We start from the raw sequence: 22,954 nt of genomic DNA, 5'->3' as shown, positions 1-22,954 counted from the left end.
CCGATCCCGGGCTTTTGCCTGGAAGTACCCGCTCGTCGGGGTCGGGAAGCTCAGGCCAGGGGCCGCCGGCACAGGTAGTGCAGGATCGGCGGGAAGTTTCGCCACGTGGTGTGGGTGAGGACCTCGTCGAAGGACTCGTGCAGCCGCTCCCGGAACCGCCGCGCGTTGCGGGTCCGCTCGGCGGGCAGGTAGGTCAGGGCGGTGAACGCCCCGTGCGGCGCGAGGGCCTGCGTGACCTGGTCGAGGATGTGGCCCTGGACGGGGTCGTCGAGCAGCGACCAGGGGATGCTGCTGATGACCGCGTCCACCCGGTCGATGCCGCGGTCGGCGAGCACCGCCTTGAGCTCGCCCGCGTCGCCGTGCACGACCTCCAGCCACGGCTTGTTGTCGCGCAGGTGCGCGACCAGGTCGGCACCGAGCTCGATGCCCAGGTGGCGGGCCCCGGCGGGCAGCCGCGCGTGGATGCCGTCGGACAGCGATCCGGTGCCGGGGCCGAGCTCGACGACCACGGGGTTGCCGGTGCTGGGCACGACCTGGGCGACGGTCGCGGCGACCGCGGAGGAGGTGGGGGTGGCCGCGCCGACCATGCGCGGGTTGCGCACCGCGGTGGTGAAGAAGGTGCGGTACTCGGCGAACTTGCCGGTCAACGGCATACCGGTGCGCTGCTGCTGGGCTGTCACGCTGCTCCTCGGGTCTTCCGGGGTGGCCGCGCCCCGACGCCGGTGTCGAGGGTGTCGAGTATGCGATCGAAACTAGTGAGCCGGAGAAGACCCGCGCAAGCCGCCGATGGCGTCGGATGCGCTGTGAGCAGCCCCGATGTGTGGTGCTCATTCGGCTGCGCGTACGATGGACTATCGGCGCACGAGTGGCGCCGGTTCGTTGTGCCCGGAGTGTCCGTCCGCGCGACTCTGGTTCTCAGAGTATCCGGATCGGGTGGTTCATCGGTATTTCGAATCGGACCCCGCGTGTGTCGGTCATGGGTTCCGGGGCCTCCGGTGCCCGTGGCAGGGGTTGTTAGCCCCGCAAACCGTCACCGTCACGAAACGCGGAGGACATGGGCAAGAAGGACGGGGCCATTGAGGTCGAGGGTCGGGTGATCGAGCCGCTTCCCAACGCGATGTTCCGTGTCGAGTTGGAGAACGGCCACAAGGTCCTCGCGCACATCAGTGGCAAGATGCGCCAGCACTACATCCGAATCCTCCCGGAGGACCGGGTTGTGGTGGAGCTCTCGCCGTACGACCTCTCCCGTGGGCGCATCGTCTACCGCTACAAGTGACCTCCACGGTGTCCGGGGCGACCCGGACACGCGTCCAACAGGAGAGCACGACCGTGAAGGTCCAGCCGAGTGTGAAGAAGATCTGTGACAAGTGCCAGGTCATCCGTCGTCACGGACGGGTCCTGGTGATCTGCGACAACGCCCGTCACAAGCAGCGTCAGGGCTGAGCGCAGACCACTTCGGTCGCAGACGACATCGAGAAGAACTCCCACGACCTGTCGGCTCGAGAGATGAGCCGGCTGACCTCCGGACCAGGCCGGGGCTCCGCACGTCACGTGCGGGGGCGGCGTGGGAGCAGACCTGGACCGATCTAAGGAGAAGGAGCCGACATGGCACGGCTCGTTGGCGTCGACCTCCCGCGCGAGAAGCGCATGGAGATCGCGCTTACCTACATCTTCGGGATCGGCAAGACCCGGGCCAAGGAGATCCTCTCCGGCACCGGCGTCTCCGCCGACGCGAAGCCGCGTGACCTCGACGACGAGCAGCTGACCAAGCTGCGCGACTTCATCGAGGAGAACTACCGGGTCGAGGGTGACCTCCGCCGCGAGGTCCAGGCCGACATCCGCCGGAAGATCGAGATCGGTTGCTACGAGGGTGTGCGCCACCGTCGTCACCTGCCCCTGAACGGGCAGCGGACGAAGACCAACGCGCGTACCCGCAAGGGGCCGAAGAAGACGGTCGCCGGCAAGAAGAAGGCCGGGAAGAAGTAAGCCTCGCTAGGAGAAAGCTGAAGCTATGCCACCCAAGGCTCGCGCTGGCGCCGTCAAGAAGGTGCGGCGCAAGGAGAAGAAGAACGTCGCCCACGGGCAGGCTCACATCAAGAGCACGTTCAACAACACGATCGTTTCGATCACCGACCCCACCGGTGCGGTGATCAGCTGGGCCTCCGCCGGCCACGTCGGGTTCAAGGGCTCCCGCAAGTCCACCCCGTTCGCCGCGCAGATGGCCGCCGAGAACGCGGCCCGCAAGGCCGCGGAGCACGGCATGAAGAAGGTCGACGTCTTCGTCAAGGGTCCGGGCTCGGGCCGGGAGACGGCGATCCGCTCGCTGCAGGCCGCAGGCCTCGAGGTGGGCACCATCCAGGACGTGACCCCGCAGCCGCACAACGGCTGCCGCCCGCCGAAGCGTCGTCGGGTCTGAGCCGCGGGAAAGGAGTAAGGATCACCAATGGCTCGTTACACCGGTCCCGCGACCCGCAAGTCCCGTCGTCTCAAGGTTGACCTTGTCGGCGGAGACCAGGCATTCGAGCGTCGCCCGTACCCGCCGGGGCAGCACGGTCGCGCGCGCATCAAGGAAACCGAGTACCTGCTGCAGCTCCAGGAGAAGCAGAAGGCCCGGTACACCTACGGCGTGCTCGAGCGTCAGTTCCGCGCGTACTACGAGGAAGCCAACCGCCGCCCCGGCAAGACGGGTGAGAACCTGCTGCAGCTGCTGGAGTGCCGGCTGGACAACGTCGTGTACCGCGCCGGTCTGGCCCGCACCCGCCGGATGGCGCGTCAGCTCGTCAGCCACGGTCACTTCCTGGTCAACGGCAAGAAGGTGAACGTCCCCAGCTTCCAGGTTTCGAAGTGGGACATCATCGACGTCAAGCCGAAGGCTGCCGGCACCACGCCGTTCCTGATCGCCAAGGAGACGCTGGGCGAGCGCCCGGTGCCGGCTTGGCTCCAGGTCGTGCCCTCGAACCTGCGCATCCTGGTGCACCAGCGCCCGGAGCGCGCGCAGATCGACACCCCGGTCACCGAGCAGCTCATCGTCGAGCTCTACTCGAAGTGACGCGTCCCGCCGGCGATCTCCTCGCGAGGTCGCCGGCGGCCGCAGCCAGCGGTGGCGGTGCAGGAATCCGTCGCCGGCCCGCGATCCTTCGCGGGCATGCCGTTCCATCGGCGTCAAATAGCGGGCGCCGTGAGGAAAGGAATACGAAGTGCTCATCTCCCAGCGACCCACACTGTCCGAAGAGGCCGTGTCGGAGACCCGTTCCCGGTTCGTCATCGAGCCGCTGGAGCCGGGCTTCGGTTACACCTTGGGCAACTCGCTGCGCCGTACGCTGCTCTCCTCCATCCCGGGGGCGGCGGTCACCAGCCTGCGCATCGACGGTGTGCTGCACGAGTTCACCACGATTCCGGGTGTGAAGGAGGACGTCACCGACGTCATCCTGAACATCAAGGAGCTCGTCGTCTCCTCCGAGGAGGACGAGCCGGTCACCATGTACCTGCGCAAGCAGGGCCCGGGTGAGGTCACCGCCGCGGACATCGTCCCGCCGGCCGGTGTCACCGTGCACAACCCCGATCTGCACATCGCCACGCTCAACGCGAAGGGCAAGCTGGAGATCGAGCTCGTCGTCGAGCGTGGCCGTGGCTACGTCCCCGCGATGCAGAACAAGCAGACCGGTGCTGAGATCGGCCGGATCCCGGTCGACTCGATCTACTCGCCGGTTCTGAAGGTGACCTACAAGGTCGAGGCCACTCGTGTCGAGCAGCGCACCGACTTCGACAAGCTGATCCTCGACGTCGAGAGCAAGCCCTCCATCACGCCCCGCGATGCGGTGGCGTCGGCGGGTCGCACTCTCGTCGAGCTGTTCGGGCTCGCCCGCGAGCTCAACGTCGATGCCGAGGGCATCGAGATCGGCCCGTCGCCGGCGGAGGCCGACACCATCGCGGCCTACGCGATGCCGATCGAGGACCTGGACCTGACGGTTCGCTCTTACAACTGCCTCAAGCGGGAGGGCATCCACACCGTCGGCGAGCTGGTTTCGCGCAGCGAGGCCGACCTGCTGGACATTCGCAACTTCGGTGCGAAGTCCATCGACGAGGTCAAGATGAAGCTGGCCGGTCTGGGCCTGGCCCTGAAGGACAGCCCGCCCGGGTTCGACCCGTCCGCTGCCGCGGCCGAGTACCCCGCGGAGAGCTGGACCGCCGAGGACGAGGTCATCGTCGGCTCGGCGGGTCCCGTCGAGGACCACGGCTACGACGACGGTCAGGACTACGCGGAGACAGAGCAGCTGTAGCTGTGTTGCGCGTCCGGGGTTCACCGGCGCGCCCTCGAGAGGAGCAACCGATGCCCACCCCGACCAAGGGTCCGCGTCTCGGCGGGTCCCCGTCGCACGAGCGGCTCATCCTGGCCAACCTGGCCACCTCGCTGTTCGAGCACGGTCGGATCACCACCACCGAGGCGAAGGCGAAGCGGCTGCGGCCGATCGCCGAGCGGCTGATCACCAAGGCCAAGAAGGGCGACCTGCACAACCGTCGCGAGGTCATGAAGACCATCCGCGACAAGGACGTCGTGCACAAGCTCTTCGCCGAGATCGGCCCGTTCTTCGCCGACCGCAACGGCGGTTACACCCGCATCGTCAAGACGATGCCGCGCAAGGGTGACAACGCGAAGATGGCCGTGATCGCGCTGGTGGCGGAGAAGACCGTCACCTCCGAGGCGGAGGCCGCCCGCGGCACCACGTTCGCCAAGGACGAGCCGAAGGCCGCTGAGCCCCAGGCCGCCGAGTCCGCGGAGACCACCGAGGCCGCCGAGGCCCAGGTGGAGTCCGCTGAGGACACCGCCGCCGAGAAGAAGGACGAGTCCTGATTCTGGGCAGTGATGCTGTGAACGAGCCCGTTGTCCCCGCTGGGGATGACGGGCTCGTTCGCGTGCGCCTCGACCTGTCCTACGACGGGACGGACTTCAAGGGCTGGGCGAAGCAGCCGGGTCTGCGCACGGTGCAGGGCCTGGTGGAGGACGCCCTGGCCAAGCAGCCGCCGGGCCGCGAGGTGCCGAAGTCGGTGGTGGTCGCCGGTCGCACCGACACCGGCGTGCACGCCACGGGTCAGGTGCTGCACTTCGACGTCGTCCCGCTGGATCCCTCGGCGCCCGGGCGGTTGGCCGTCGACGAGCGGGGGATTCCGGACCTGACGCGTATGGTGCACCGCTGGAACCGGATCCTGCCGCCGGACGTGCGGATCCTGGGTGCTCAGGTGGTCCCCGCGGAGTTCGACGCGCGCTTCTCGGCGCTGCGCCGCCACTACCGCTACCAGGTCTCGGACGCGCCGTGGGGCGCGGATCCGCTGCGGCGCAAGGACACGCTGGCCTGGAACCGCCCGCTGGACGTGGACGCGCTCAACGCCGCGTCACGGGAGCTGTTGGGCCTCAACGACTTCGCGGCGTACTGCAAGCCGCGCGAGGGTGCGACGACGATCCGGGAGCTGCAGCGCTTCACCTGGAGCCGGGTGGAGGACAACCTCATCGTCGCCGAGGTCTCGGCCGACGCGTTCTGCCACTCGATGGTCCGCAGCCTCGTCGGCACCCTCCTGATGACCGGGGACGGCCGGCGTTCGGACTCCCACCCGGCGGACCTCCTGGCGGAGGGAACCCGCACCACAGCGGTGGCCCCGCCCCACGGCCTCACCCTCCGCGCCATCGACTACCCCCCGAACGCGGACCTCGAAGCCCGCAAGCACCAAACCCGCGCCACCCGAACCCTCCCCTGAAGAACCCGGACCGCTTCTTCGAGGCCTTGTTCAGAGGCGAAGTTTTCATGAAAACTTCCCCCGGACGGCAGAAAGCCCCCGGGAGTTCCGGGGGCTTCCGCGTGGTGCTGGAGGTCAGTCGCCTCGGCGGATGGGGCCGAGGATGTCCTTCTCCTTCTGGTTCGTGACCAGGCGGATCATGGTCCAGGTCATGTTGCCCAGGGCGATGAGCTGGTCGTCCTGGAGCTGCGTGAGCGGCTGCACCTGGTGGTTGCGCAGGCTCCAGATGCGCTGCGCGAGCTGGGCCTGGTTCAGCGGCAACCGCTGCAGCAGCACCAGGTCCGCGGTGTTGGCCGCCGTGCCGCTGCTGACCTGCGGGTGCAGGTAGGGCAGCACGTACATGGTGGTCTGCCACGGGGCGCGCGGCGGGAACAGCTCCTGCGGGACCGCGCCACCGTCGTGGATCACCAGCAGCGGGGTGTCCTCGGACGACCTCGGCAGGTCGAACGGGGCGAGCCGGCGGATCTGCACCAGCGGCACCGGCTTGCCGTCGGGCGTCTCGCCCGCGGCGCGCTCCAGCATCTTCCACGCGGCCGGACGCCCGGTCGCGATGATCACCCACGCGCCGGTCGCCATCGCGCGCAGCGCGAGCTGGCGGGCCAGGTAGAGGCCGCCGACGGTGACCATGCGGGTCGGCAGCGACCGCAGGATCGACGCGGCCTGCGCCCCGCCCTGCGGGTCCGACCCGATGATGACGCCGCCGCGGTCGCCGGACGGGCTGATCGCGTCCAGCGTCTCCGGCGTGACCAGGAACTCCGGTGCCGGACCGTGGCTTCCGGGAACGTCGATCGTCCTGCTTCGGCTCATGCCGCACCTCCGAGCGGCAGCGTCGCTGCGTAACCGGCCAGCTGCGAACCGCGCAGCGGCGTGAGCGTCAACCCGAGTCGGTTGCTGATGGCCTTCAACCGCGCGTCGGCGGTGTCGAGCTCGGCGGGCGTGCGGGCCGAGACGCGGACCAGACCGCGCAGGCCGACCTCGCCCTCCTCGCCGACCGGCGACACCGACAGCGCGATGCTGGTCGACAGCGCCCGGATGCCGGTGAGCGCGTTGAGGCTGTCGTTCATCTGGTTCGGCCACGACGTGACGGCGTAGCTGGAGTGACCCACACCGCCCGCCGTGACGCCGTCCCAGCGCTCCTTGAGCGCCACGGGGCGGTTCGTGCCGAGCACGGTGTGCAGCTCCGCGGACGAGACGCCCGCCTGCAGAAGCTCGTCCGGGTCCAGCGGGCGGGCCGGAATTCCCTGCTGCTCCAAGGAGGAACGCACGCGCGAGAGCGCACCGATCAGCGCGCGCTGGGCGCCGAGGACGCCGCCGCCGCGCTCGCCGATGGCCTTGGCGCACCGCTGCGGGTCGAGCCGCACGGCGATCCAGGTGGTGCGGCGGGCGGCGGCGGGGAGCCGGCCCAGCACCTCCAGGTAGGAGTTCAGCGCCGGGGAGTTCGACGGCAGCGCCGCGCTTCCCGGGTAGCAGTGCCAGATGACCTGGATCGCGTCGAGCACCACGCCGCGGTCCTCCAGGCACGGCACGAGAGCGCTCATCGGCAGGTTCGGCGCGTTGTCCACGGGGTTGAGCAGCGAGGGGGTCGGCTCGACCATCAGCACCGCGGTCCACTTGCCGTCGTGCCAGGACATCCCGACCGGGTTGCGGTCGTGGTCCTGCGCTCGGGCGATCACGAGGTCTTCGACGACGACGCGCAGCAGCGCCACCCGGTGGTTCTCGTCCGGGCCGATGATGCCGTCGCCGTCCTTGTCCTCAGCGGGCTCGGCGATGTCGACGTTGGCCGGGTGCGAGACGCGGGTGTGGTTGCGGCTGCGGTACTCCAGGACCTGGCCGAACCACTGCGTGAACCAGCGGCCGCGACGGCGCAGCAGCGCGAGGATCAAGGCCAGCAAGGCGATTCCACCCGCGATCGACCACATGACGGGATCGCGCGGGTTGATCAGGAACACGCCGGCGCCGATTCCCAGGCCGACTTCGATGAGCACGATGTTGGCCGCCGGGATTCCGGCGAGCGTCACGCCGTTGATCCGCCGACGCCGCGCGCGAATCCGGGCGCGGGTCGGGTTGGCTGGCCCGGGAGCCTTCGGCTGGGCCGGATGTTGTGTGGGCACGGACATCCGTTCGGTCTCTCCCCCTCGCAGGTAGGTGCGGCGGACGCGTTCGTCGGAGTTGAGCCGCGTGCAGAGAATACTGACGGAGTCCGCCGAACCGCACCCATTCGGTATATCTCAGCGACTATCCTGCGAAACCGTACCTCGGACGGGAGAGCTGTAGGCGAAGAATGGCATCAACACCCACAACGAAGTCACAGGTTCAGGCCTATCGGTTCGTGCTTCGCCGCATGGAGTCGGCGCTGGTGCGGAAAGACGCGGTGATGCTCCACGATCCGATGGGCTCGCACAAGCGGGCCACGGTCGCGGGTGCGGTGCTGGCGGCCGTCGGTGTGATCGGGTTCCTCGTCTGGGGCCTGTTCGGCGGCAAGGGCACGGTTCCCGAGCCCGGGAACATCGTCGTGGCCAAGGAGAGCGGCAGCGTTTTCGTCGTCACCTCCGACGACAAGGCGCAGAAGCGGCTCATCCCGATGCTGAACATGGCCTCGGCGAAGCTGCTGGTCATGCAGCAGGGCGGCAAGCAGGGCAGCGGCGCGGTGCCGACGACCACGGTCAAGGAGGCGGCGCTGGCGGACTTCCCGCGCGGTCCGCTCACCGGCATGGTCAACGCGCCGACGTACGTGCCGAGCGCGGACAACCCCGCCGAGCCCTCGTGGGCGATCTGCGACGTCGGCCAGGTCCAGGGCAACCTCAACTCCGAGCGGGTGGAGGCGGCCACGAAGGTCGAGACGACGGTCATCGGCGGTGACGGCAACCACGGCATCGAGCTCAACCCCGACCAGTCGCTGTTCGTCGAGGACCAGAGCTCCGGCGACGAGTACCTGGTCTACCGGGTCGGCCGGGACGACAACACGCACGCGGTGAAGTCGAAGATCGGCAAGAACGAGTCCGTCGTGCGCGACGTCTTCGGGCTCGACGGCGCGACCCCGCGCACCATCAGCACCAACATGCTCAACGCGATCCCGAGCGTGCCGGACCTGTCGGTGCCGAGCATCTCGGGCGAGGGCGACCCCGCGCCGTACCTGACCCGGTACAAGGTCGGTGACGTGGTCAAGCGCAGCGTTCCCGGTGAGCCGGAGCAGTTCTTCGTGCTGATGAAGGACGGCAAGCAGGAGCTGAGCGCCGAGGGTGCGGCCGCGGTGCTGCACGCGGGCCGGCTCAACAGCAAGGACATCCCGAACGTCACCGGTGCGATCACCGACGCGCCGCGCACCGAGAGCCCGGTCGACCTCGACTACTTCCCGATGTCGGTGCCGAAGCCGGTTTCCTTCCAGCAGGCCGACACCTCGTGCCTGAGCTGGAAGAACGTCGGTGGCGCGCAGATGATCACGGTGACCCTGAACAAGGGCACCCCGGCGGTCAAGCCCGCGGTGAAGCTGGCGCAGTACGACGGTTCCGGCCCGAAGGTCGACTACTACTACGGCCCGGCGGGCAAGGCGGCGGTCGTGCGCGGCACGTCGAACGAGGCCGGTGCCGAGAGCGGCCCGATCTTCCTGGTCTCGGACCAGGGCGTGCAGTACGGCGTGAAGGACGTCGCCACGGCGCAGGGATTGGGCGTGGCGAAGAGCGCGGGCGACATCAAGGCGGGCCCGTCGTGGCTGATGCGGACGTTGCCGCGCGGTGACTTCCTGGATCCGGCGGGGGCGAGCGTCACCTACGACTCGGTTCCGGTGGGTCCGGGCGGTGTGAACCGCCCCGCTCCGAAGCCGCAGGCCGGAGGGGCCTAGTCGTGTGGTGGGTGGGGAAGTTCTCATGAAAACTTCCCCACCCGCACGAGGAACCGGACCGCCGGGTTCGGACGTCCGAGGGAACGAGCAAACCGCCCGCAGCCACGGTGAGCTGCGGGCGGTTTCGTCTGGGAAGCCAGATCCGATCTTGGAGGTGCGGATGTCGGGGATCAGGATCGACATCGACTGGCTGTCGACCCACGCGCGACAGGTCCGCGAGGCGGGCGAGGACATCACCACCGGCCGCGCGCGGCTGGCGGAGGCCGAGCTCGGCGCTGATTCCTTCGGCGAGATCGGGCGGGAATCCGGTGCGCCGGAGGCCTACCGGCGGTTGTGCGAGCAGCTGCTGGACCGGCACCGCAAGGCCGCCGAGACGTTGACCAGCGCGGGCGACGAGCTTCGCGAGGTGGTCGACTTCCACTCGGTCGGTGACGATGACAGCGCTGTTGACCTGCGCAGACAGGAGGCGTGACGATGTCGGCCGAGAACCTGCACTACCTAGCCGGAATCGCCGACGAGCTCGACGTCGCGCACTCCATCCCCGCTGACGCGGGCGAGCTCATCGGGCGTCCGGACGACTTCCGCGACGCCGCCCGGGTCTGGCGCGAGGCCGCCGCCGCGGTCGAGGACTCCTCCGGTGATGTGGACGGCAAGCTGGGCGGGATCGACACCGCCTGGCAGGGCGCGGACGCGGAGGCGTTCGTCGCGCACATCCGCGACGCCGGGCTGGCGGGCAAGGACCTCGCGGACGCGATGACCGGCCTCGCCGATGCTCTGGAGCACACCGCGGAGGGCGTGGGTGCGCAGCAGCGACGTTTCACCGACCTGGTAGCTCAGACGGCTGAGGAGGTCAGGGCTGCGATGGACGCCTCCGATGAGGACGGAGCTCGTGAGCGCCTGGCGGAGCTCGCCGATCCGGCTCGGGAGCTGCTGGAGTCCATCGCGGACTACTACACGGCCTTCACCCGCCTCTGCGACGACATGGCCGGCGGGGCGACTCGGGAGCCCGGCCGTTGGGAGGCGGGGGAAGTTTTCATGAAAACTTCGCCCACCACAGGAGAACCGGAGAACACCGGGGTTTCCGGGAACTCTGGGGTTCCTGGGGCTGCTGGGACCGCTGCGGCGAGTGCGTCGGGGGAGTCCGAAGAGGGCCAGTCCGGTGCTGGGGCGGCTGCGGGTGCGGCCGTGGGCGGTGCCGCCGTGGGCGGTGCCGCCGTGGGGGCTGCCGGTGTCGGGATGGGCATGATGCCGATGGGCATGATGGGCGGAATGCTCGGTCAGCGCGGCGGTGGTGGTGGCAAGGAGCGGCAGAACTCCTCCCGCCTGAAGTCCAACCCCGAGGAGCTCTTCGGCAGCGCGCCGGAAGCCCCGCCCTCGGTCTTCGGCGAGACGGCGAAACCCCAGCAACCCCAACAGGACCAGCCTGACAGCGCCCGGCCGAAGCTGGACCTCCCCTCGACCCTCCAACCGGCACCGCCGAAACCCTCCATCGACGAAGCCCTAGCACCACCCCAAACCTCCCAGAACCCCACAGCACCCCAGACCCCCACGACCTCGCAGAACCCCGCAACCTCGCAGACCCCCGCAACCTCCCAGAACCCCACGACGTCCCAGAACTCGGGACTGACGGTCGAAGCCGGGGTGCTCCAGGACTCCAAGGGCTCGACGCCCGAGGTGCGGACCGCTGGAGTGGAGGACGCGCCGCCGCCGAAGCCCCGCGGTTAGGTCCCTCGCGTCTCGAAGTGCTGGGCCGGGGACAGTTTTAGCCATAACTGTCCGGACATAACGGACATTGATCATGGGTGATTATGGCTAAAACTGTCCCCGGCCCCGACACGCCCGACGCGAGTCGGCGAACCAGGGGGAGTCGGGCGCTCGGTGGTGCGCGGAAATCCTTGGTTAACTTTCGCTGGGAATGTACTTTGTGACGCGCGTGATGTGTGGATGTGAGAAAGGGCCGTCTCCGCAGGGAGACGGCCCTTTCTCGGTGCTGGAAGCGGACGTTTCGCTTCACGCGTTGGAAGCGGACGTTGCGCTTCGGTCGCGGGAGCTGTCGTCGTGCTTCAGCGGTTCTGGCGGGCTCGGGCTCGGACGTTGCGGACCGCGTTGGCGAGGAACGCCGTGAAGACGATGCCCGCGATGCCGGCTCCCGCGCCGCCGATGGCGACGATGATCGCCGGGAAGTCCTTCTGCTGCAGGGCGTCCGCCGCGAGGTGCGTCGTCTTCTTCGGCGGTTCCTGCTTGCCGTGCTCGGCCGGGACGACGTCCTGCAGCGCGGCCATCGGGTCGATCATGCCGTAGCCGACGATGTCGTTGCGGCCGTTGACCCCGCCCGGGTGCAGCGCCGTGGTCTTGATCCGGTCCATGACCTGCGCGGCCGACATCCCGGGGTACTTCTGCTGGATCAGCAGGGCGAGCCCGGACACGTACGGCGCCGCGAAGCTGGTGCCCTGGATCGGGCCCATCTGCCCCTGCTGGCCTTCCGCGATCTGGCTGACCAGGCCGTTCCCGCCCTGGCCGGGGTCGATGGCGATGAGGTTCTCACCGGGCGCGGCCACGTCGACCCAGGGGCCGGGGACCGTGAACTCCGACGGGGCGCCCTGCTGGTTCAGCGAGGCCACGGTGAGCACCTCGTCGTCGAACCAGGCGGGGAGCACGGCCGTCGAGGGGCTGCCGGGGGAGTTCTTCTGGCAGTTCCCGCCCACGTTGCCCGCCGCCGCGACGATCACGACGTCGCTGTTGTAGGCCTTCTTGACCGCGTTGTGCAGCATCTGGTTTCCCCAGTTGCTGTACTGGCCGGCCTGCGCGACCGGCTGGCACGACGACTGCGAGATGTTGATGACCTTCGCGCCGCGGTCCACCGCCATGTTGATGGCCTGCGCCATCGTCTCGGTGGTGCCGACGGTGGCGTTGGTCTGGTCGTCGACGAACAGGTTCGACGTCTGCCGGATGGACAGGATCGTCGCGTTCGGCGCGACGCCGACGTAGCCGGTCTCCCCGGTGGGGTCCGGGTCGGCGCCGATGATGCCGGCCACGATCGTCCCGTGGCCGTCGCAGTCGTTGGTGCCCCGACCGTCGGGGATCGCGGTGCCACCGGACTCGACCCCGCCGGCGCCGAGCCTCGGCTGGTCGCTGTTCACACCGGTGTCGATCACGGCGACCTTCGAGCCCGCACCGGTCAGCCCCAGCTCGTGAGCCCGTTCGTAGCCGAGGACCAGCTGGCTCCAGGGCTTCTCGGGGATCGTGCTGCCGGGGCTGCCGTTCATGCAGCCCTGCTTCTGCGGGAATTTCTGGGTCGAGAGGTTCGACCCGGTCACCTGGCTCGGGTCCAGAGGCGGCGGCCCCACCTGCTGCGCCAAGGCCGGGGCCGCCGGTCCGCTGAGCCCGAGGACGCCCACCGCGGCGCACAGCGCGAGACCGCGCCGTGCGCCGCGAGAGCGGGGGTGCTTGAAGCCCATGTGCGAGGCCCCTCTTAGAAGTTCAGGTTCAGGTCGCGGATGGCCATGTAGAGGTCCATCGCGGCCAGCGCCAGCGGGAGCACGAGGGCGATCAGGACGGCTTCGAGGATGTCGACCATCCGCCGCTGCACCGGCGAGAACCGGCGGTTCGGGAACACCACGCCGAAGATCACCGCGAGGCCGCCGAGGATCAGCAGCGGCGGGAACACCGCGGCCACGTACAGCGGGTTGTCGGCGACCTGGGCGAGCAGGCCGATGGCGATGCCGCCGGCGGCGAGCAGGCCGTTGAACAGCAGCGCGAGGGCCTGGCTGCCGTTGGCGTAGTTGCGGCCGCGCAGCAGCAGGACTGCGGCGACGACGATCGCGAACGCCGCGCCCCAGATGGGGTTGGTGGCGGCGGCGACGATCGCGCCGACGGCGGCGACGAGACCGCAGCCGATGATCAGGCCCGTCATGTACTGGTGGGCGAGCCCGGTCTGCCGCTCGATCATCCGGAACTCGGGGAAGCCGGAGTCCTCCTTGAGGTCCTCCGCGCTGCCCGGCACGTGCGGCAGCGGCAGCTTCGACAGCTGGATCGTGATGCGCGGCAGCAGGGAGATCCCCGCCAGCGCGACGGCACCCGCACCTGCGGCGACACCGGAGGCGGTGACCTGCGTGAAGATCGTCGCCACGATGAAGGCGATGGTGCCGAAGGCGCCGGCGGTGGCGGCGGCGATGAACGTCACGATCCCCGCGCCGATCACCATGATCGCCACCGAGGAGAAGATGAACACCAGCGCGCTGCCCAGCAGCAACCGCGGCTCCAGCGTGTTGCCGGGAACCATGTTGAAGCCGGCCACGAACGCCATCGGCAGGCCACCGGCGGCAGCGATCACGGTGCCGGTCGTGGACGCCGCGTAGGCGCGGGTGACGATCGAGCCGATGCCGGTCGCGAAGATCGCGACGACGATCGCCGCCACGGCCGCGACCAGCTGGAACACGACCGCGGTCGTGCCCTGGATGGTGGTCGGGTGCAGCATCCCGGCGGGTCCGGCGAGGCCGAGCGCGGCGGCCGCCGCGACGAGGCCCAGCGCACCGGCGGTGTGACCGACCTTCGCCGAGGTCTCCTTGGTCCACGGCCGGTAGCTGCCCGGCTCCGCCTCCGCGAGCGCGTCGACGACGTCGTCGTAGAGCGGCGGCGGCGGGTCGTCCGACCGGCGGCGAAGTTGCAGGATGTCGCCGTCGACGACGCCTTGCGAGGACAGCGACTGACTCGGATCCAGCGCCGCGCTCTCACCGAGCTTGGCCAGCACCCAGCCGCCGTGCCGCGAACCGCCGTCCGGGGTCATCTCGCGGGCCATGTCCAGCAGCATCGGCAGCAGGTCCGCCACCGATACGTCTGAAGGCAGCGCCAGGTCGATACGAGTTGTAGGCGCCACCACCGTCACGCGGCTGAACACCGTGGTCCCGGTCGCCACTTGGGCCCCCTACTCCCTGAAAGTTGATTGCCTTGCATTCATTTGTCGAGGGCTCGATCCAACCAAGCTCGGGTTTTCTTGTCGAAACCCACCCGCCCGATCGGAGAGCGCCCCTAGTATGGCCACACCGACCGTCCACGGGTGACGGGTTTGGCGGAACTCGTGTCAACTACTTGGTATCTGGTTGGTCACGCTGAGCCGGACCCCGTCATCCAGAGCTGCGCGGCAGTGAACAATGCTGGCTGCGAGTTCGACGAGCACCGGAGGTCTTCTGGTGTTTCCAGGCACGTCTGAGAAAGGTTGTTGCGTCCGGTGAGCACGCTGCAGTTCAAGCGAACGCCACGCCTGGCCGCGCCCCGGCCACCGGGCGGGGAGGTGCATCTCGAGCCACCGCCGGAGATTCCGCGGACCATCCCGGGCAACATCGTTCAGAAGGTCTTGCCGGGCCTGATGATCGTGGCGTCGCTGGGAATGATGGCGTTCATGTTCACGCGGGCCCAGAACAACCCGATGATGATGATGCCGATGATGATGCTCATCTCAACATTCGGGATGATGGCCGGCGGCGGTCGGGACGGCAGTCAGAAGAAGGCCGAGATGGACGAGGACCGCAAGGACTACCTGCGGTACCTCGGCCAGATGCGGGACCGCGCCCGCGAGGCCGCCGACGAGCAGCGGCTGGCCCGCGAGTGGGTGCACCCCGATCCGCAGACCCTGTGGTCGATGGCGGCGGGCAGCCGCCGCATGTGGGAGCGGCGCCCCAACGACAACGACTTCTGCCAGGTCCGCGTGGGCCGCGGTTCCCAGCGGTTGGAGACCCGCCTGGTCCCGCCGCAGACCGGCCCCGTCGACGAGCTGGAGCCGATCACCACGCTGGCGCTGCGCCGCTTCGTGCGCGCGCACTCGCTGGTGCAGGACCTGCCGATCGCGACGTCGCTGCGCGGCTTCGCGGCGGTCGGGCTGCAGGGCGAGAAGGAGCAGGTGCGGGGTCTGGCCCGCGCGATGCTGTGCCAGCTGGCGACGTTCCACACGCCCGAGGACGTGATCATCGCGGTCGCGAGCTCGGGTCAGGCTCGCCGCGAGTGGGAGTGGGTGAAGTGGCTGCCGCACGCGCAGCACCCCACCGAGACCGACGGCATCGGCCAGATGCGGCTGATGGCGGGTTCGCTGGCCACGGTCGAGAGCATGCTCGCCGAGCAGCTCGCCGAGCGCCCGCGCTTCCAGCGCAACGCGGCTCCGCCGGAGGGCCAGCCGCACGTGGTGATCCTGATCGACGACGCCGAGATCAGCCGGGAGGAGGCCCTCTACGTCGAGGGCGGCCTGGCGGGCGTCACCATGATCGACCTGTCCGACCTGCTGGGTCCGCTGACGGCGCGCCGCGGCATGCGGATGGTCGTGGAGGAGGACCGCATCGGTGCCCGCGGCGGGTCCGGTGTGGAGTGGTTCGGCAAGCCGGACTCGCTGACCACGGAGGAGGCGACGTCGCTGGCCCGCCAGCTGGCGCCGTACCGGGTCGCGGGCGGTCCGGCCGTCGACACCGACTCGGGCAGCTACGAGCCGCTGACCACGCCGCTGAACTACATCGAGCAGCTGGGCCTGGCCGGTGACGTGGTCACCTTCGACCTCAACGAGGCCTGGCGCCCGCGTCCCACCGACGATCTCTACAGGGTCGCGATCGGTCCTGGTGAGCAGGGCGAGATCGTGCACCTGGACATCAAGGAGACCGCCTCGGGCGGCATGGGCCCGCACGGCCTGTGCATCGGTGCGACCGGTTCCGGCAAGTCGGAGTTCCTGCGCACGATCGTGCTGGGCCTGATGGCCACGCACTCGTCGGCGATGCTCAACTTCGTGCTGGTCGACTTCAAGGGCGGTGCGACCTTCAACGGGTTCGACACGCCCCACGTGTCGGCGTCGATCTCGAACCTCGAAGGCGACGGCTCGCTGATCGACCGGATGCAGGACGCGCTGGCCGGTGAGATGAACCGCCGCCAGGAGGTCCTGAACAAGGCGGGCGCGAAGAACGTCTGGGACTACCGGAAGATGGCCGAGGCCGGTGACGAGCACGCCCAGGAGCCGCTGCCCGCGCTGTTCGTGGTCATCGACGAGTTCTCCGAGCTGCTCTCGCAGCAGCCGGAGTTCGCCGAGCTGTTCGTGATGATCGGTCGTCTGGGTCGTTCGCTGCAGGTCCACCTGCTGCTGGCCTCGCAGCGCCTGGAAGAGGGCAAGCTGCGCGGTCTCGACTCGCACCTGTCGTACCGGATCGGTCTGAAGACGTTCAACGCGGCGGAATCCCGCGCCGCGATCGGTGTTCCGGACGCCGCGGACCTGCCGGCCAGCGGTGGTCACGGTTACCTGAAGCACCCCAACGGCATGGATCGCTTCCGCGCCGCCTACGTGTCCGGCCACATGCACCAGACCAGCGGTCGTCGTCCCGCGCTGCGGGGCGGGGCGTCGCCGGTGACCGGTGAGAAGATGCCGCGCTACTTCATCCCGGACTTCATCGAGAAGCCCCCGGAACCGGAGAAGCCGGTCGAGCCGGAGGCCAAGGAGGAGCAGAAGGACCCGGAGTACACCGACTTCCAGATCATCGTCGACAAGTTCAAGGAGATCGCTGCGGTCCCGGCGCACCAGGTGTGGTTGCCGCCGCTGGACGCACCGCCCACTTTGGACACCCTGCTGCCGCCGCTGCAGCAGACCGACGATCGCGGCTACACGGCCGCGGGGTACTCGGGCAGCTCCCGGTTGCAGATCCCGATCGGCATCATCGACGTGCCCTACCACCAGCGTCAGGACCCGATGGTCCTGGACCTGTCGGGTCAGGGCGGACACGGTGCCGTGGTCGGCGGTGTCGGTTCCGGCAAGTCGAACGCGATCCGCGCGATCATCGGCTCGGCGGCGCTGACCCACACGCCGCAGGAGATGCAGTTCTACTGCGTCGACCTCGGTGGTGGTTCGCTGACCTCGCTGCGCGGTCTGCCGCACGTCGGCGGCTACGGGTCGCGGCGCGACCCGGACACGGTCCGCCGGTCGATCGCCGAGCTCAAGGCGGTGCTGGCCGAGCGCGAGGGCCGGTTCCAGCAGCTGGGCGTCGAGGGCATGAACGACTACCGCAACCGCAAGCGTCGCGGTGAGTTCGACGACGACCCGTACGGCGACCTGTTCCTGGTCATCGACGGCTGGCGCGCGTTCCGCGAGGAGTTCGAGGCGCTGGAGCAGGACGTGCTGAACCTGGCCTCGAACGGTCTGGCGTTCGGCATCCACGTGCTGGTCACGGCCACCCGGTGGGCGGAGATCCGGCCCGCGATGAAGGACCTGATCCAGACGCGCATCGAGCTGCGGCTGGGTGATCCGAGCGAGTCGGAGATCGACCGCAAGGCCGCGGTGAAGGTGCCGCAGGGGCGTCCGGGTCGCGGCATGCACGACTCGAAGCTGCACTTCCTGATGGCCCTGCCTCGTGTGGACAGCGAGAACATCGGTGACCGCGTCGAGGTCGAGAAGCAGGCCGCCGAGGACGAGCGCCGTCCCGCGCGGATGGGCTGGGAGCTCTACAACGACGACGTCTCCGACGGTGTCGCCGACCTGGTCAACCGGGTCAAGAGCTCGTGGAAGGGGCGTCCGGCCCCGCAGGTCCGCCTGCTGCCGGAACTGCTGCCGCACCAGCAGCTCCCGCGTCCGGAGCAGCAGCCGAACCCGAAGCTGGTGCCGATCGGCATCAACGAGGACGGCCTGCACCCGGTCTACCTGGACTTCCGCGCGGAGCCGAACTTCTACGCGTTCGGCGAGCGGGAGTCGGGCAAGACGGCGCTGCTCAAGACGATCGTCCGCGGCATCACCGAGCGGTACACGCCGAAGGAAGCGCTGATCCTGCTGGTGGACTACCGGCGTTCGATGCTGGGCTTCCTCAACTCCCACCTGCTGGAGTACTCGGTCAGCGCGGACCAGCTCAAGAGCAACATCAAGGACGTCACGGCGTCGTTGAAGAAGCGGTTGCCCGGACCGGACGTCACGCAGGAGCAGCTGCGGGACCGCTCGTGGTGGAAGGGCCCGGAGCTGTTCGTGGTCGTCGACGACTACGAGCTGGTCGCACCGCAGGGGAACAACCCGCTGGCCCCGCTGGCGGAGTTCATCCCGCAGGCGGCCGACGTGGGTCTGCACATCATCCTGGCCCGCAACTCCGGTGGCGCGGGACGTGCGCTGTTCGAGCCGGTCATCGGCAAGATGCGCGAGACGTCGGCCCCGGGCCTGGCGATGAGCGCCAACAAGGACGACGGACAGCTGGTCGCCAACATCAAGTCGCGCCAGCTGCCCCCGGGCCGAGGCACTCTCGTCTCCCGCACTCTCCGCGGAGGCCCGCAGATGATCCAGACAGCGATGATCACCGAACAACAGCAGTGATCTGAAAGCCGAAAAAGCCTCCCCCCGAACACACTTCGAGGGGAGGCTTTTTCGTTGCGGTGGTTTTGCGAGGGTGTCGACGATGGTGGGCAGCGGACAGTTTTAGTGAAAACTGTCCATGATCAATGTCCGTTTTGTCTGGACAGTTTTCACTAAAACTGTCGTTTCTCCAGGACTGCGCCCCTCAGGTGCGCGGTGGGGTGTCCGCGAGGTGCTTCCAGCAGTCCATGCAGGTGGGTTCGAGGATCCAGGCGAGTTCGTCGAGGTCGTGGAGCTTCGCGGCTTCGACCTCGGTTCCGCAGTAGGCGGTGGCGGTCTCCTCGGGGGTGAGCTTGGTGGCGGCGATCGGGAACGCGTGGCGACTTCCCGGCACGGGCCGCCAGACGTAGGTCAGGTATTCGGGCATCGAGACTCCCCAGTGAGTTGGCTTGGGCAAGTTTGCCGGTTATTGGGCAAGCTGATCAATTACACGAAAGAGGGAGGTCAGGAAGGCTGTTCGGGCACTCGTAAGCTGTGCTCATGTCGGACACACCCAGGGCGCGCACCTTGGCGAAGGAACTTCGATCGGCCCGAGCCGCGACCGGGATGACCGCGCGGGAACTCGCTCGCACCTTGGGGTGGTCCGAAGCGAAGGTCAGCCGCATCGAGACCGCGCGCCGCGGGATTCGCGTCGAGAACGTCGAAGCGATGCTCGAAGTCCTGAAGGTGAGGGGGAAGGAGCGCGATCGGCTGGTCAAGATGGCCACGGCCGTTCGTGAACCGGCCTGGTGGGAGGTGGGGCGTGATCTGCCCGAGCAGCTCTCGGCCCTGATCGACGCCGAGTCCCGCGCGAAGCGCATCACCGACGTCACCCTCAACGTCCTGCCCGGACTGCTGCAGACCAGGGCCTACACCCGCGCGATCATGGAAAGCGTCGATCTCGCCGAGGAGGAGATCGAGGACCGCATCGGGATTCGCCAGATGCGGCAAGGGATTCTCAGTCGCCGGAATCCGGTCGAACTGCGCACCTTCATCGACGAGACCGCGCTGCTCCGCCCGATCGGTGGTGCGCGGGTGATGGCTCAGCAGCTGCGGCAGATCGTCGCCGCGACGGACGAGCCGAACATCAGCGCGCGCGTGCTGCCCGTGTCGATGGGCGTCCACGCCGGGTTGAGCGGAACCTTCGTGCTGTTCGAGTTCAGCAGGTCGCGTCCGGTCGTCTACATGGAAGCCCGCAGCACAGGTGCGTTCATCGACGAACCCGACGACGTTCGGCCCTTCCTCGATTCCGTCGAACTCCTCGAAGCTCAGGCATCGGATTCCGAAGGCTCCCGCGAGATACTGAACACGTACGTGGAGCAGTACGAACGGGAGACGGAATGGCATCCGGCTTAGCCGACTGGCGCAAGTCCAGCAGGAGCGCCGTCGAGGGCAACTGCGTTGAAGTGGCCGTGGCTCCGGAGGTCGTCGGGGTTCGGGATTCGAAGGATCGTCAGGGCGGTGTCCTGGTGTTTTCCTCCGATCGATGGGCTGAGTTCGTCGAGGGGCTACGCCGTTCCGGCTGACGTTCTGGGCTGTTCGGCTGGTGTGTGAGGTAGGTCCCTCAAAACCGCCTCCGCACCGGTTCGTCGCCTTGTACTCTCTGCGTCCGTGATCGCTCGGTTGAGTGACGTTCATGATCACGAACGTGGAGGGGGCTCTCGATGACCACCGGGATGGAAGGCTTAGCCGCCGGCGCCAACGCGCTGGCAGGCCAGTCAGCCGGCCTGCGCGCAGCCGTCGACAACGGCCAGCTCGTCATGGACCCGGAGAGAGCCGAAGCCGTGGCCAAGGTCTACGAGGACAAGGCGGACGACCTCGACAAAATCGTGGGTCGAGCCGACCGCCTCGTCATCAATGACTCCTTCGGTGATTGCTTCATCGGACGACAGCTTGAGGAGAAGTTCCGCGAGAAGATCAATGCGCGGGACGTCGGGCTGATGGGAATCCTGACTCGCATGCAGAAGATCATGTTGGAAATGGCGGCTGCCTACCGCGATTCGGCCCGCGACATGAAGAACATCGACGACGACCACGCCAGCAACCAGAAGCGGATTGTCTGATCTGATGGTGACTATGCGTATGACACGACTCCTGGTGGCAGTGGCCGCCGCGGCGACCGGTTTTGCCCTTGCTGGATGTTCTGGCGGTGCTGCTCCTGAGGCGCCTGCACCCAAGCCCGAGAACGCCTTGGCAGGGTTCGACCCCTGCAAGGTTGACCTGCAGAACTTCGGTGCGAGCGCGCCCGGCGAGCCGGTCGATCAAGGTGTCGGAGAGCAGGGTTGCGAGTACGACGCCGAGGGCATGACCGTTGCGGTCTACAAGGGCGAGACCAACGACTTCAAGTACTGGGAGCAGCGGCGCGGCAACCTCGCCGTGTTCGAGCCCAACCAGGTCGGGTCGCACCAAGGGATCAAGCAGATCGCGAACGGTTCCGTGGGCCAGGGCGTCTGCAATCAGGCGATCATGGTGGGCTCCGGTTCGGTGTCCGTCCAGGTCAACAACAGTGCTTCCAACGAGCAGAGCGACGACGCGACGTGCGCGAAGGCTCTGGAGATCGCGAACGCGATCGAACCCAGCTTGCCGCAGTAGGAACTGTCGAGGGGGAACGACATGGGGAACGGGTTCACCGACTTCGTCGGCGGTGTCGCGTCGTCGGCGGGCGACTTGTTCGTCGGTGCCGTCGGTGGTGAGACCTCCGCTCAGGAAGACGCTCGGCTGGCGCGGGAGGAAGCCGCGAAGCACGGGCGCCAGGACCTCCGGGCGCTCACGCAGCAGCAGCGGAATCTCGAACTCAGCGGCCACGACCCCGCGTCGATCACCCAGCAGGACAACTGGAAGAACTGGGACCAGGCCCGTCTCGCGACGCAGCTGAAGCCCTCGCTGAACCCGGAGCAGATCGCGAAATCCGGTCGGGCGTGGGAGAAGCTCGGCAACGACATCGCCGAGATCTTCGGCGACCTCGACCAGAAGGCGCGGGACGCCGCTGGTGACGGCATGCGCGGCCAGGCGGCCGAGGCCGGGTTCAACGCCTCGAAGCCGTTGCAGGAGTGGGGGCGTGCGTTCGGGGACTCCGTGCGCGGCACGGGCCTGAAGATCCAGGAGGCCGGGGTCGCGGCGGAGCAGACGAAGGCGTCGCTGCAGCCTCCGGCCGGGTACGACTCGGTGCGCGGCGGGATGTCCGCGATGCTGGGCCCGAGCGGCGCGCTCGTGGACGGCGCCATGCAGATGCGGGAGCAGAAGGAGGCCGATCAGCAGGCCCGGCAGGTCGCGGAGAACGTCTACGCGAAGAGCTACCAGGCCGTGGACACGAGCACTCCGACGTTCCCGCCACCGGTGAATCCGCTCGCTCCTCCGCCGCCTCCGCCCGGTGGCGAGACTCCGGGTGGGCCTGGCACGGGCTCCGGCTCGGGGTCCGGGTCCGGTAGTGGCAGCGGGTACTCCGGCTCGTCCGTCGGCGGTGGTTCCGGTGGTGGGTACTCGGGTTCCGCTCCTGCGCAGAGCAGTTCGCAGTGGGCTTCTCCCGCTCCGACCGGCCCCGGTTCCGGTGGCGGGATGCCGCCCGGGGCGAATCCCGGTCAGGGCGGTCCGGCCGCCGGGTTCGCCGGGGCGATGCCGCCGGGAGCCGGTGCCGGAGCAGGTCGTGGTGCCGGTGGCGCGGGCGGTGCGCGCGGTGCAGGCATGGGTGCCGGGGGCAAGGCCGGTGGCGGCATGGGTGCCGGCGGCCGGGCCGGGATGGGCGGTCTCGGTGCCGGTGCCGGTGCCGGTGGTGCTGCCGGTGCGGGCGCCGGTGGTCGCGGTGCCGCGGGCGCGCCCGGTGGTGGCGCCGGTGCCGGTCAGCGCGGTCAGGGCGACGAGGACAACGAGCACGAGCGTCCCTCGTGGCTCGAAGAGCAAGAAGACATCTGGATGGACGACATGCCCAAGACCGCACCGCCGGTCTTCGGGGAGTGACCTGGGGTGGGGAAGTTTTCATGAAAACTTCCCCACCCCACGAT

The 22,954-nt window shown here is 68.6% G+C and carries 23 protein-coding genes; 17 read left to right on the top strand and 6 right to left on the bottom strand.

Features of this window, described 5'->3' with window-relative positions; all coding sequences use genetic code 11:
• Window positions 1-50: 50 nt before the first annotated feature.
• Entirely contained in the window at window positions 51-653 is a 603-nt protein-coding gene (locus QFW96_RS10400; protein WP_281455472.1) for a class I SAM-dependent methyltransferase, read from the bottom strand.
• 401 nt (window positions 654-1,054) lie between these two features.
• Here QFW96_RS10400 and infA point away from each other — a divergent pair, with 401 nt between their 5' ends.
• The 8 genes from infA (at window position 1,055) to truA (ending at window position 5,751) form a co-directional block, all read left to right on the top strand.
• On the top strand, window positions 1,055-1,276 hold the full coding sequence (infA, locus tag QFW96_RS10395) for a translation initiation factor IF-1 (protein ID WP_009948665.1): 222 nt from the start codon (window positions 1,055-1,057) through the stop codon (window positions 1,274-1,276).
• A gap of 53 nt (window positions 1,277-1,329) precedes the next feature.
• Entirely contained in the window at window positions 1,330-1,443 is a 114-nt protein-coding gene (rpmJ, locus tag QFW96_RS10390; RefSeq protein ID WP_093414693.1) for a 50S ribosomal protein L36, read from the top strand.
• A gap of 162 nt (window positions 1,444-1,605) precedes the next feature.
• Window positions 1,606-1,986 carry a 30S ribosomal protein S13 gene (rpsM, locus tag QFW96_RS10385; RefSeq protein ID WP_093414155.1) on the top strand — a complete coding sequence of 127 codons (381 nt, stop codon included), beginning with the start codon at window positions 1,606-1,608 and terminating at the stop codon, window positions 1,984-1,986.
• Window positions 1,987-2,011: 25 nt separating this feature from the next.
• Complete coding sequence (gene rpsK / locus QFW96_RS10380; RefSeq protein ID WP_093414154.1) at window positions 2,012-2,416, top strand: 30S ribosomal protein S11; 405 nt, start codon at window positions 2,012-2,014, stop codon at window positions 2,414-2,416.
• 27 nt (window positions 2,417-2,443) lie between these two features.
• Entirely contained in the window at window positions 2,444-3,049 is a 606-nt protein-coding gene (rpsD, locus tag QFW96_RS10375) for a 30S ribosomal protein S4 (RefSeq protein WP_281455371.1), read from the top strand.
• 148 nt (window positions 3,050-3,197) lie between these two features.
• A complete protein-coding gene (locus QFW96_RS10370; RefSeq protein ID WP_281455370.1) occupies window positions 3,198-4,280 on the top strand; it encodes a DNA-directed RNA polymerase subunit alpha in 1,083 nt (360 codons plus the stop codon).
• A gap of 50 nt (window positions 4,281-4,330) precedes the next feature.
• The gene (gene rplQ / locus QFW96_RS10365; RefSeq protein ID WP_281455369.1) at window positions 4,331-4,852 is read left to right on the top strand and encodes a 50S ribosomal protein L17; all 522 of its coding nucleotides are present in this window, start codon (window positions 4,331-4,333) and stop codon (window positions 4,850-4,852) included.
• A gap of 17 nt (window positions 4,853-4,869) precedes the next feature.
• Window positions 4,870-5,751, top strand: coding sequence for a tRNA pseudouridine(38-40) synthase TruA (gene truA / locus QFW96_RS10360; RefSeq protein WP_281455368.1), 882 nt, complete (start codon window positions 4,870-4,872; stop codon window positions 5,749-5,751).
• A gap of 114 nt (window positions 5,752-5,865) precedes the next feature.
• Here the strand turns inward: truA and QFW96_RS10355 are convergent, their stop codons facing one another.
• Window positions 5,866-6,597: a hypothetical protein gene (locus QFW96_RS10355; RefSeq protein ID WP_281455367.1), complete on the bottom strand. Its 732-nt coding sequence runs from the start codon at window positions 6,595-6,597 to the stop codon at window positions 5,866-5,868.
• Window positions 6,594-7,808, bottom strand: coding sequence for a type VII secretion protein EccE (eccE, locus tag QFW96_RS10350; RefSeq protein ID WP_281455366.1), 1,215 nt, complete (start codon window positions 7,806-7,808; stop codon window positions 6,594-6,596). Before eccE ends, QFW96_RS10355 begins: the two co-directional genes overlap by 4 nt.
• A 263-nt stretch (window positions 7,809-8,071) precedes the next feature.
• Here eccE and eccB point away from each other — a divergent pair, with 263 nt between their 5' ends.
• The 3 genes from eccB (at window position 8,072) to QFW96_RS10335 (ending at window position 11,353) form a co-directional block, all read left to right on the top strand.
• Window positions 8,072-9,628, top strand: coding sequence for a type VII secretion protein EccB (eccB, locus tag QFW96_RS10345; RefSeq protein WP_281455365.1), 1,557 nt, complete (start codon window positions 8,072-8,074; stop codon window positions 9,626-9,628).
• Between the two features lie 160 nt (window positions 9,629-9,788).
• Window positions 9,789-10,100, top strand: coding sequence for a hypothetical protein (locus QFW96_RS10340; protein ID WP_281455364.1), 312 nt, complete (start codon window positions 9,789-9,791; stop codon window positions 10,098-10,100).
• 2 nt (window positions 10,101-10,102) lie between these two features.
• Window positions 10,103-11,353 (top strand): WXG100 family type VII secretion target, encoded by a 1,251-nt coding sequence (locus tag QFW96_RS10335; protein ID WP_281455363.1) that lies wholly within the window; start codon window positions 10,103-10,105, stop codon window positions 11,351-11,353.
• A 338-nt stretch (window positions 11,354-11,691) separates the two neighbouring features.
• On the opposite strand, the gene mycP is transcribed toward QFW96_RS10335, so the two are convergent.
• Entirely contained in the window at window positions 11,692-13,086 is a 1,395-nt protein-coding gene (gene mycP, locus QFW96_RS10330) for a type VII secretion-associated serine protease mycosin (RefSeq protein WP_281455362.1), read from the bottom strand.
• 14 nt (window positions 13,087-13,100) lie between these two features.
• Window positions 13,101-14,543, bottom strand: coding sequence for a type VII secretion integral membrane protein EccD (eccD, locus tag QFW96_RS10325; RefSeq protein WP_281455361.1), 1,443 nt, complete (start codon window positions 14,541-14,543; stop codon window positions 13,101-13,103).
• A 312-nt stretch (window positions 14,544-14,855) separates the two neighbouring features.
• Here eccD and eccCa point away from each other — a divergent pair, with 312 nt between their 5' ends.
• Entirely contained in the window at window positions 14,856-18,938 is a 4,083-nt protein-coding gene (gene eccCa, locus QFW96_RS10320) for a type VII secretion protein EccCa (protein ID WP_281455360.1), read from the top strand.
• 184 nt (window positions 18,939-19,122) lie between these two features.
• Here eccCa and QFW96_RS10315 read toward each other — a convergent pair whose 3' ends face one another.
• Entirely contained in the window at window positions 19,123-19,344 is a 222-nt protein-coding gene (locus QFW96_RS10315) for an HC3 family zinc finger protein (RefSeq protein WP_281455359.1), read from the bottom strand.
• Between the two features lie 113 nt (window positions 19,345-19,457).
• On the opposite strand from QFW96_RS10315, the gene QFW96_RS10310 reads away from it, so the two are divergent.
• The 5 genes from QFW96_RS10310 (at window position 19,458) to QFW96_RS10290 (ending at window position 22,910) form a co-directional block, all read left to right on the top strand.
• Window positions 19,458-20,312, top strand: a complete 855-nt coding sequence (locus QFW96_RS10310; RefSeq protein ID WP_281455358.1) for a helix-turn-helix domain-containing protein — start codon at window positions 19,458-19,460, stop codon at window positions 20,310-20,312.
• Window positions 20,297-20,482: a DUF397 domain-containing protein gene (locus QFW96_RS10305; RefSeq protein WP_281455357.1), complete on the top strand. Its 186-nt coding sequence runs from the start codon at window positions 20,297-20,299 to the stop codon at window positions 20,480-20,482. Before QFW96_RS10310 ends, QFW96_RS10305 begins: the two co-directional genes overlap by 16 nt.
• A 138-nt stretch (window positions 20,483-20,620) precedes the next feature.
• The gene (locus QFW96_RS10300) at window positions 20,621-21,019 is read left to right on the top strand and encodes a hypothetical protein (protein ID WP_281455356.1); all 399 of its coding nucleotides are present in this window, start codon (window positions 20,621-20,623) and stop codon (window positions 21,017-21,019) included.
• A 19-nt stretch (window positions 21,020-21,038) separates the two neighbouring features.
• Window positions 21,039-21,548: a DUF3558 family protein gene (locus QFW96_RS10295; protein WP_281455355.1), complete on the top strand. Its 510-nt coding sequence runs from the start codon at window positions 21,039-21,041 to the stop codon at window positions 21,546-21,548.
• Between the two features lie 21 nt (window positions 21,549-21,569).
• A complete protein-coding gene (locus QFW96_RS10290; protein ID WP_281455354.1) occupies window positions 21,570-22,910 on the top strand; it encodes a hypothetical protein in 1,341 nt (446 codons plus the stop codon).
• The last annotated feature ends 44 nt before the right edge of the window (window positions 22,911-22,954 follow it).

This window comes from Saccharopolyspora ipomoeae (assembly GCF_029952525.1).
GTDB lineage: Bacteria > Actinomycetota > Actinomycetes > Mycobacteriales > Pseudonocardiaceae > Saccharopolyspora > Saccharopolyspora ipomoeae.
Note: the sequence above shows the minus strand (reverse complement) of the source record. Positions and strands in the feature narration are given on the sequence as shown.

Coding starts and splice junctions, on each gene's coding strand:
- QFW96_RS10400 (WP_281455472.1), bottom strand. CDS start 653: ATGCCGTTGACCGGCAAGTTCGCCGAGTACCGCACCTTCTTCACCACC.
- infA (WP_009948665.1), top strand. CDS start 1,055: ATGGGCAAGAAGGACGGGGCCATTGAGGTCGAGGGTCGGGTGATCGAG.
- rpsM (WP_093414155.1), top strand. CDS start 1,606: ATGGCACGGCTCGTTGGCGTCGACCTCCCGCGCGAGAAGCGCATGGAG.
- rpsK (WP_093414154.1), top strand. CDS start 2,012: ATGCCACCCAAGGCTCGCGCTGGCGCCGTCAAGAAGGTGCGGCGCAAG.
- rpsD (WP_281455371.1), top strand. CDS start 2,444: ATGGCTCGTTACACCGGTCCCGCGACCCGCAAGTCCCGTCGTCTCAAG.
- rplQ (WP_281455369.1), top strand. CDS start 4,331: ATGCCCACCCCGACCAAGGGTCCGCGTCTCGGCGGGTCCCCGTCGCAC.
- QFW96_RS10355 (WP_281455367.1), bottom strand. CDS start 6,597: ATGAGCCGAAGCAGGACGATCGACGTTCCCGGAAGCCACGGTCCGGCA.
- eccB (WP_281455365.1), top strand. CDS start 8,072: ATGGCATCAACACCCACAACGAAGTCACAGGTTCAGGCCTATCGGTTC.
- QFW96_RS10340 (WP_281455364.1), top strand. CDS start 9,789: ATGTCGGGGATCAGGATCGACATCGACTGGCTGTCGACCCACGCGCGA.
- QFW96_RS10335 (WP_281455363.1), top strand. CDS start 10,103: ATGTCGGCCGAGAACCTGCACTACCTAGCCGGAATCGCCGACGAGCTC.
- mycP (WP_281455362.1), bottom strand. CDS start 13,086: ATGGGCTTCAAGCACCCCCGCTCTCGCGGCGCACGGCGCGGTCTCGCG.
- QFW96_RS10315 (WP_281455359.1), bottom strand. CDS start 19,344: ATGCCCGAATACCTGACCTACGTCTGGCGGCCCGTGCCGGGAAGTCGC.
- QFW96_RS10310 (WP_281455358.1), top strand. CDS start 19,458: ATGTCGGACACACCCAGGGCGCGCACCTTGGCGAAGGAACTTCGATCG.
- QFW96_RS10305 (WP_281455357.1), top strand. CDS start 20,297: ATGGCATCCGGCTTAGCCGACTGGCGCAAGTCCAGCAGGAGCGCCGTC.
- QFW96_RS10300 (WP_281455356.1), top strand. CDS start 20,621: ATGACCACCGGGATGGAAGGCTTAGCCGCCGGCGCCAACGCGCTGGCA.
- QFW96_RS10295 (WP_281455355.1), top strand. CDS start 21,039: ATGACACGACTCCTGGTGGCAGTGGCCGCCGCGGCGACCGGTTTTGCC.
- QFW96_RS10290 (WP_281455354.1), top strand. CDS start 21,570: ATGGGGAACGGGTTCACCGACTTCGTCGGCGGTGTCGCGTCGTCGGCG.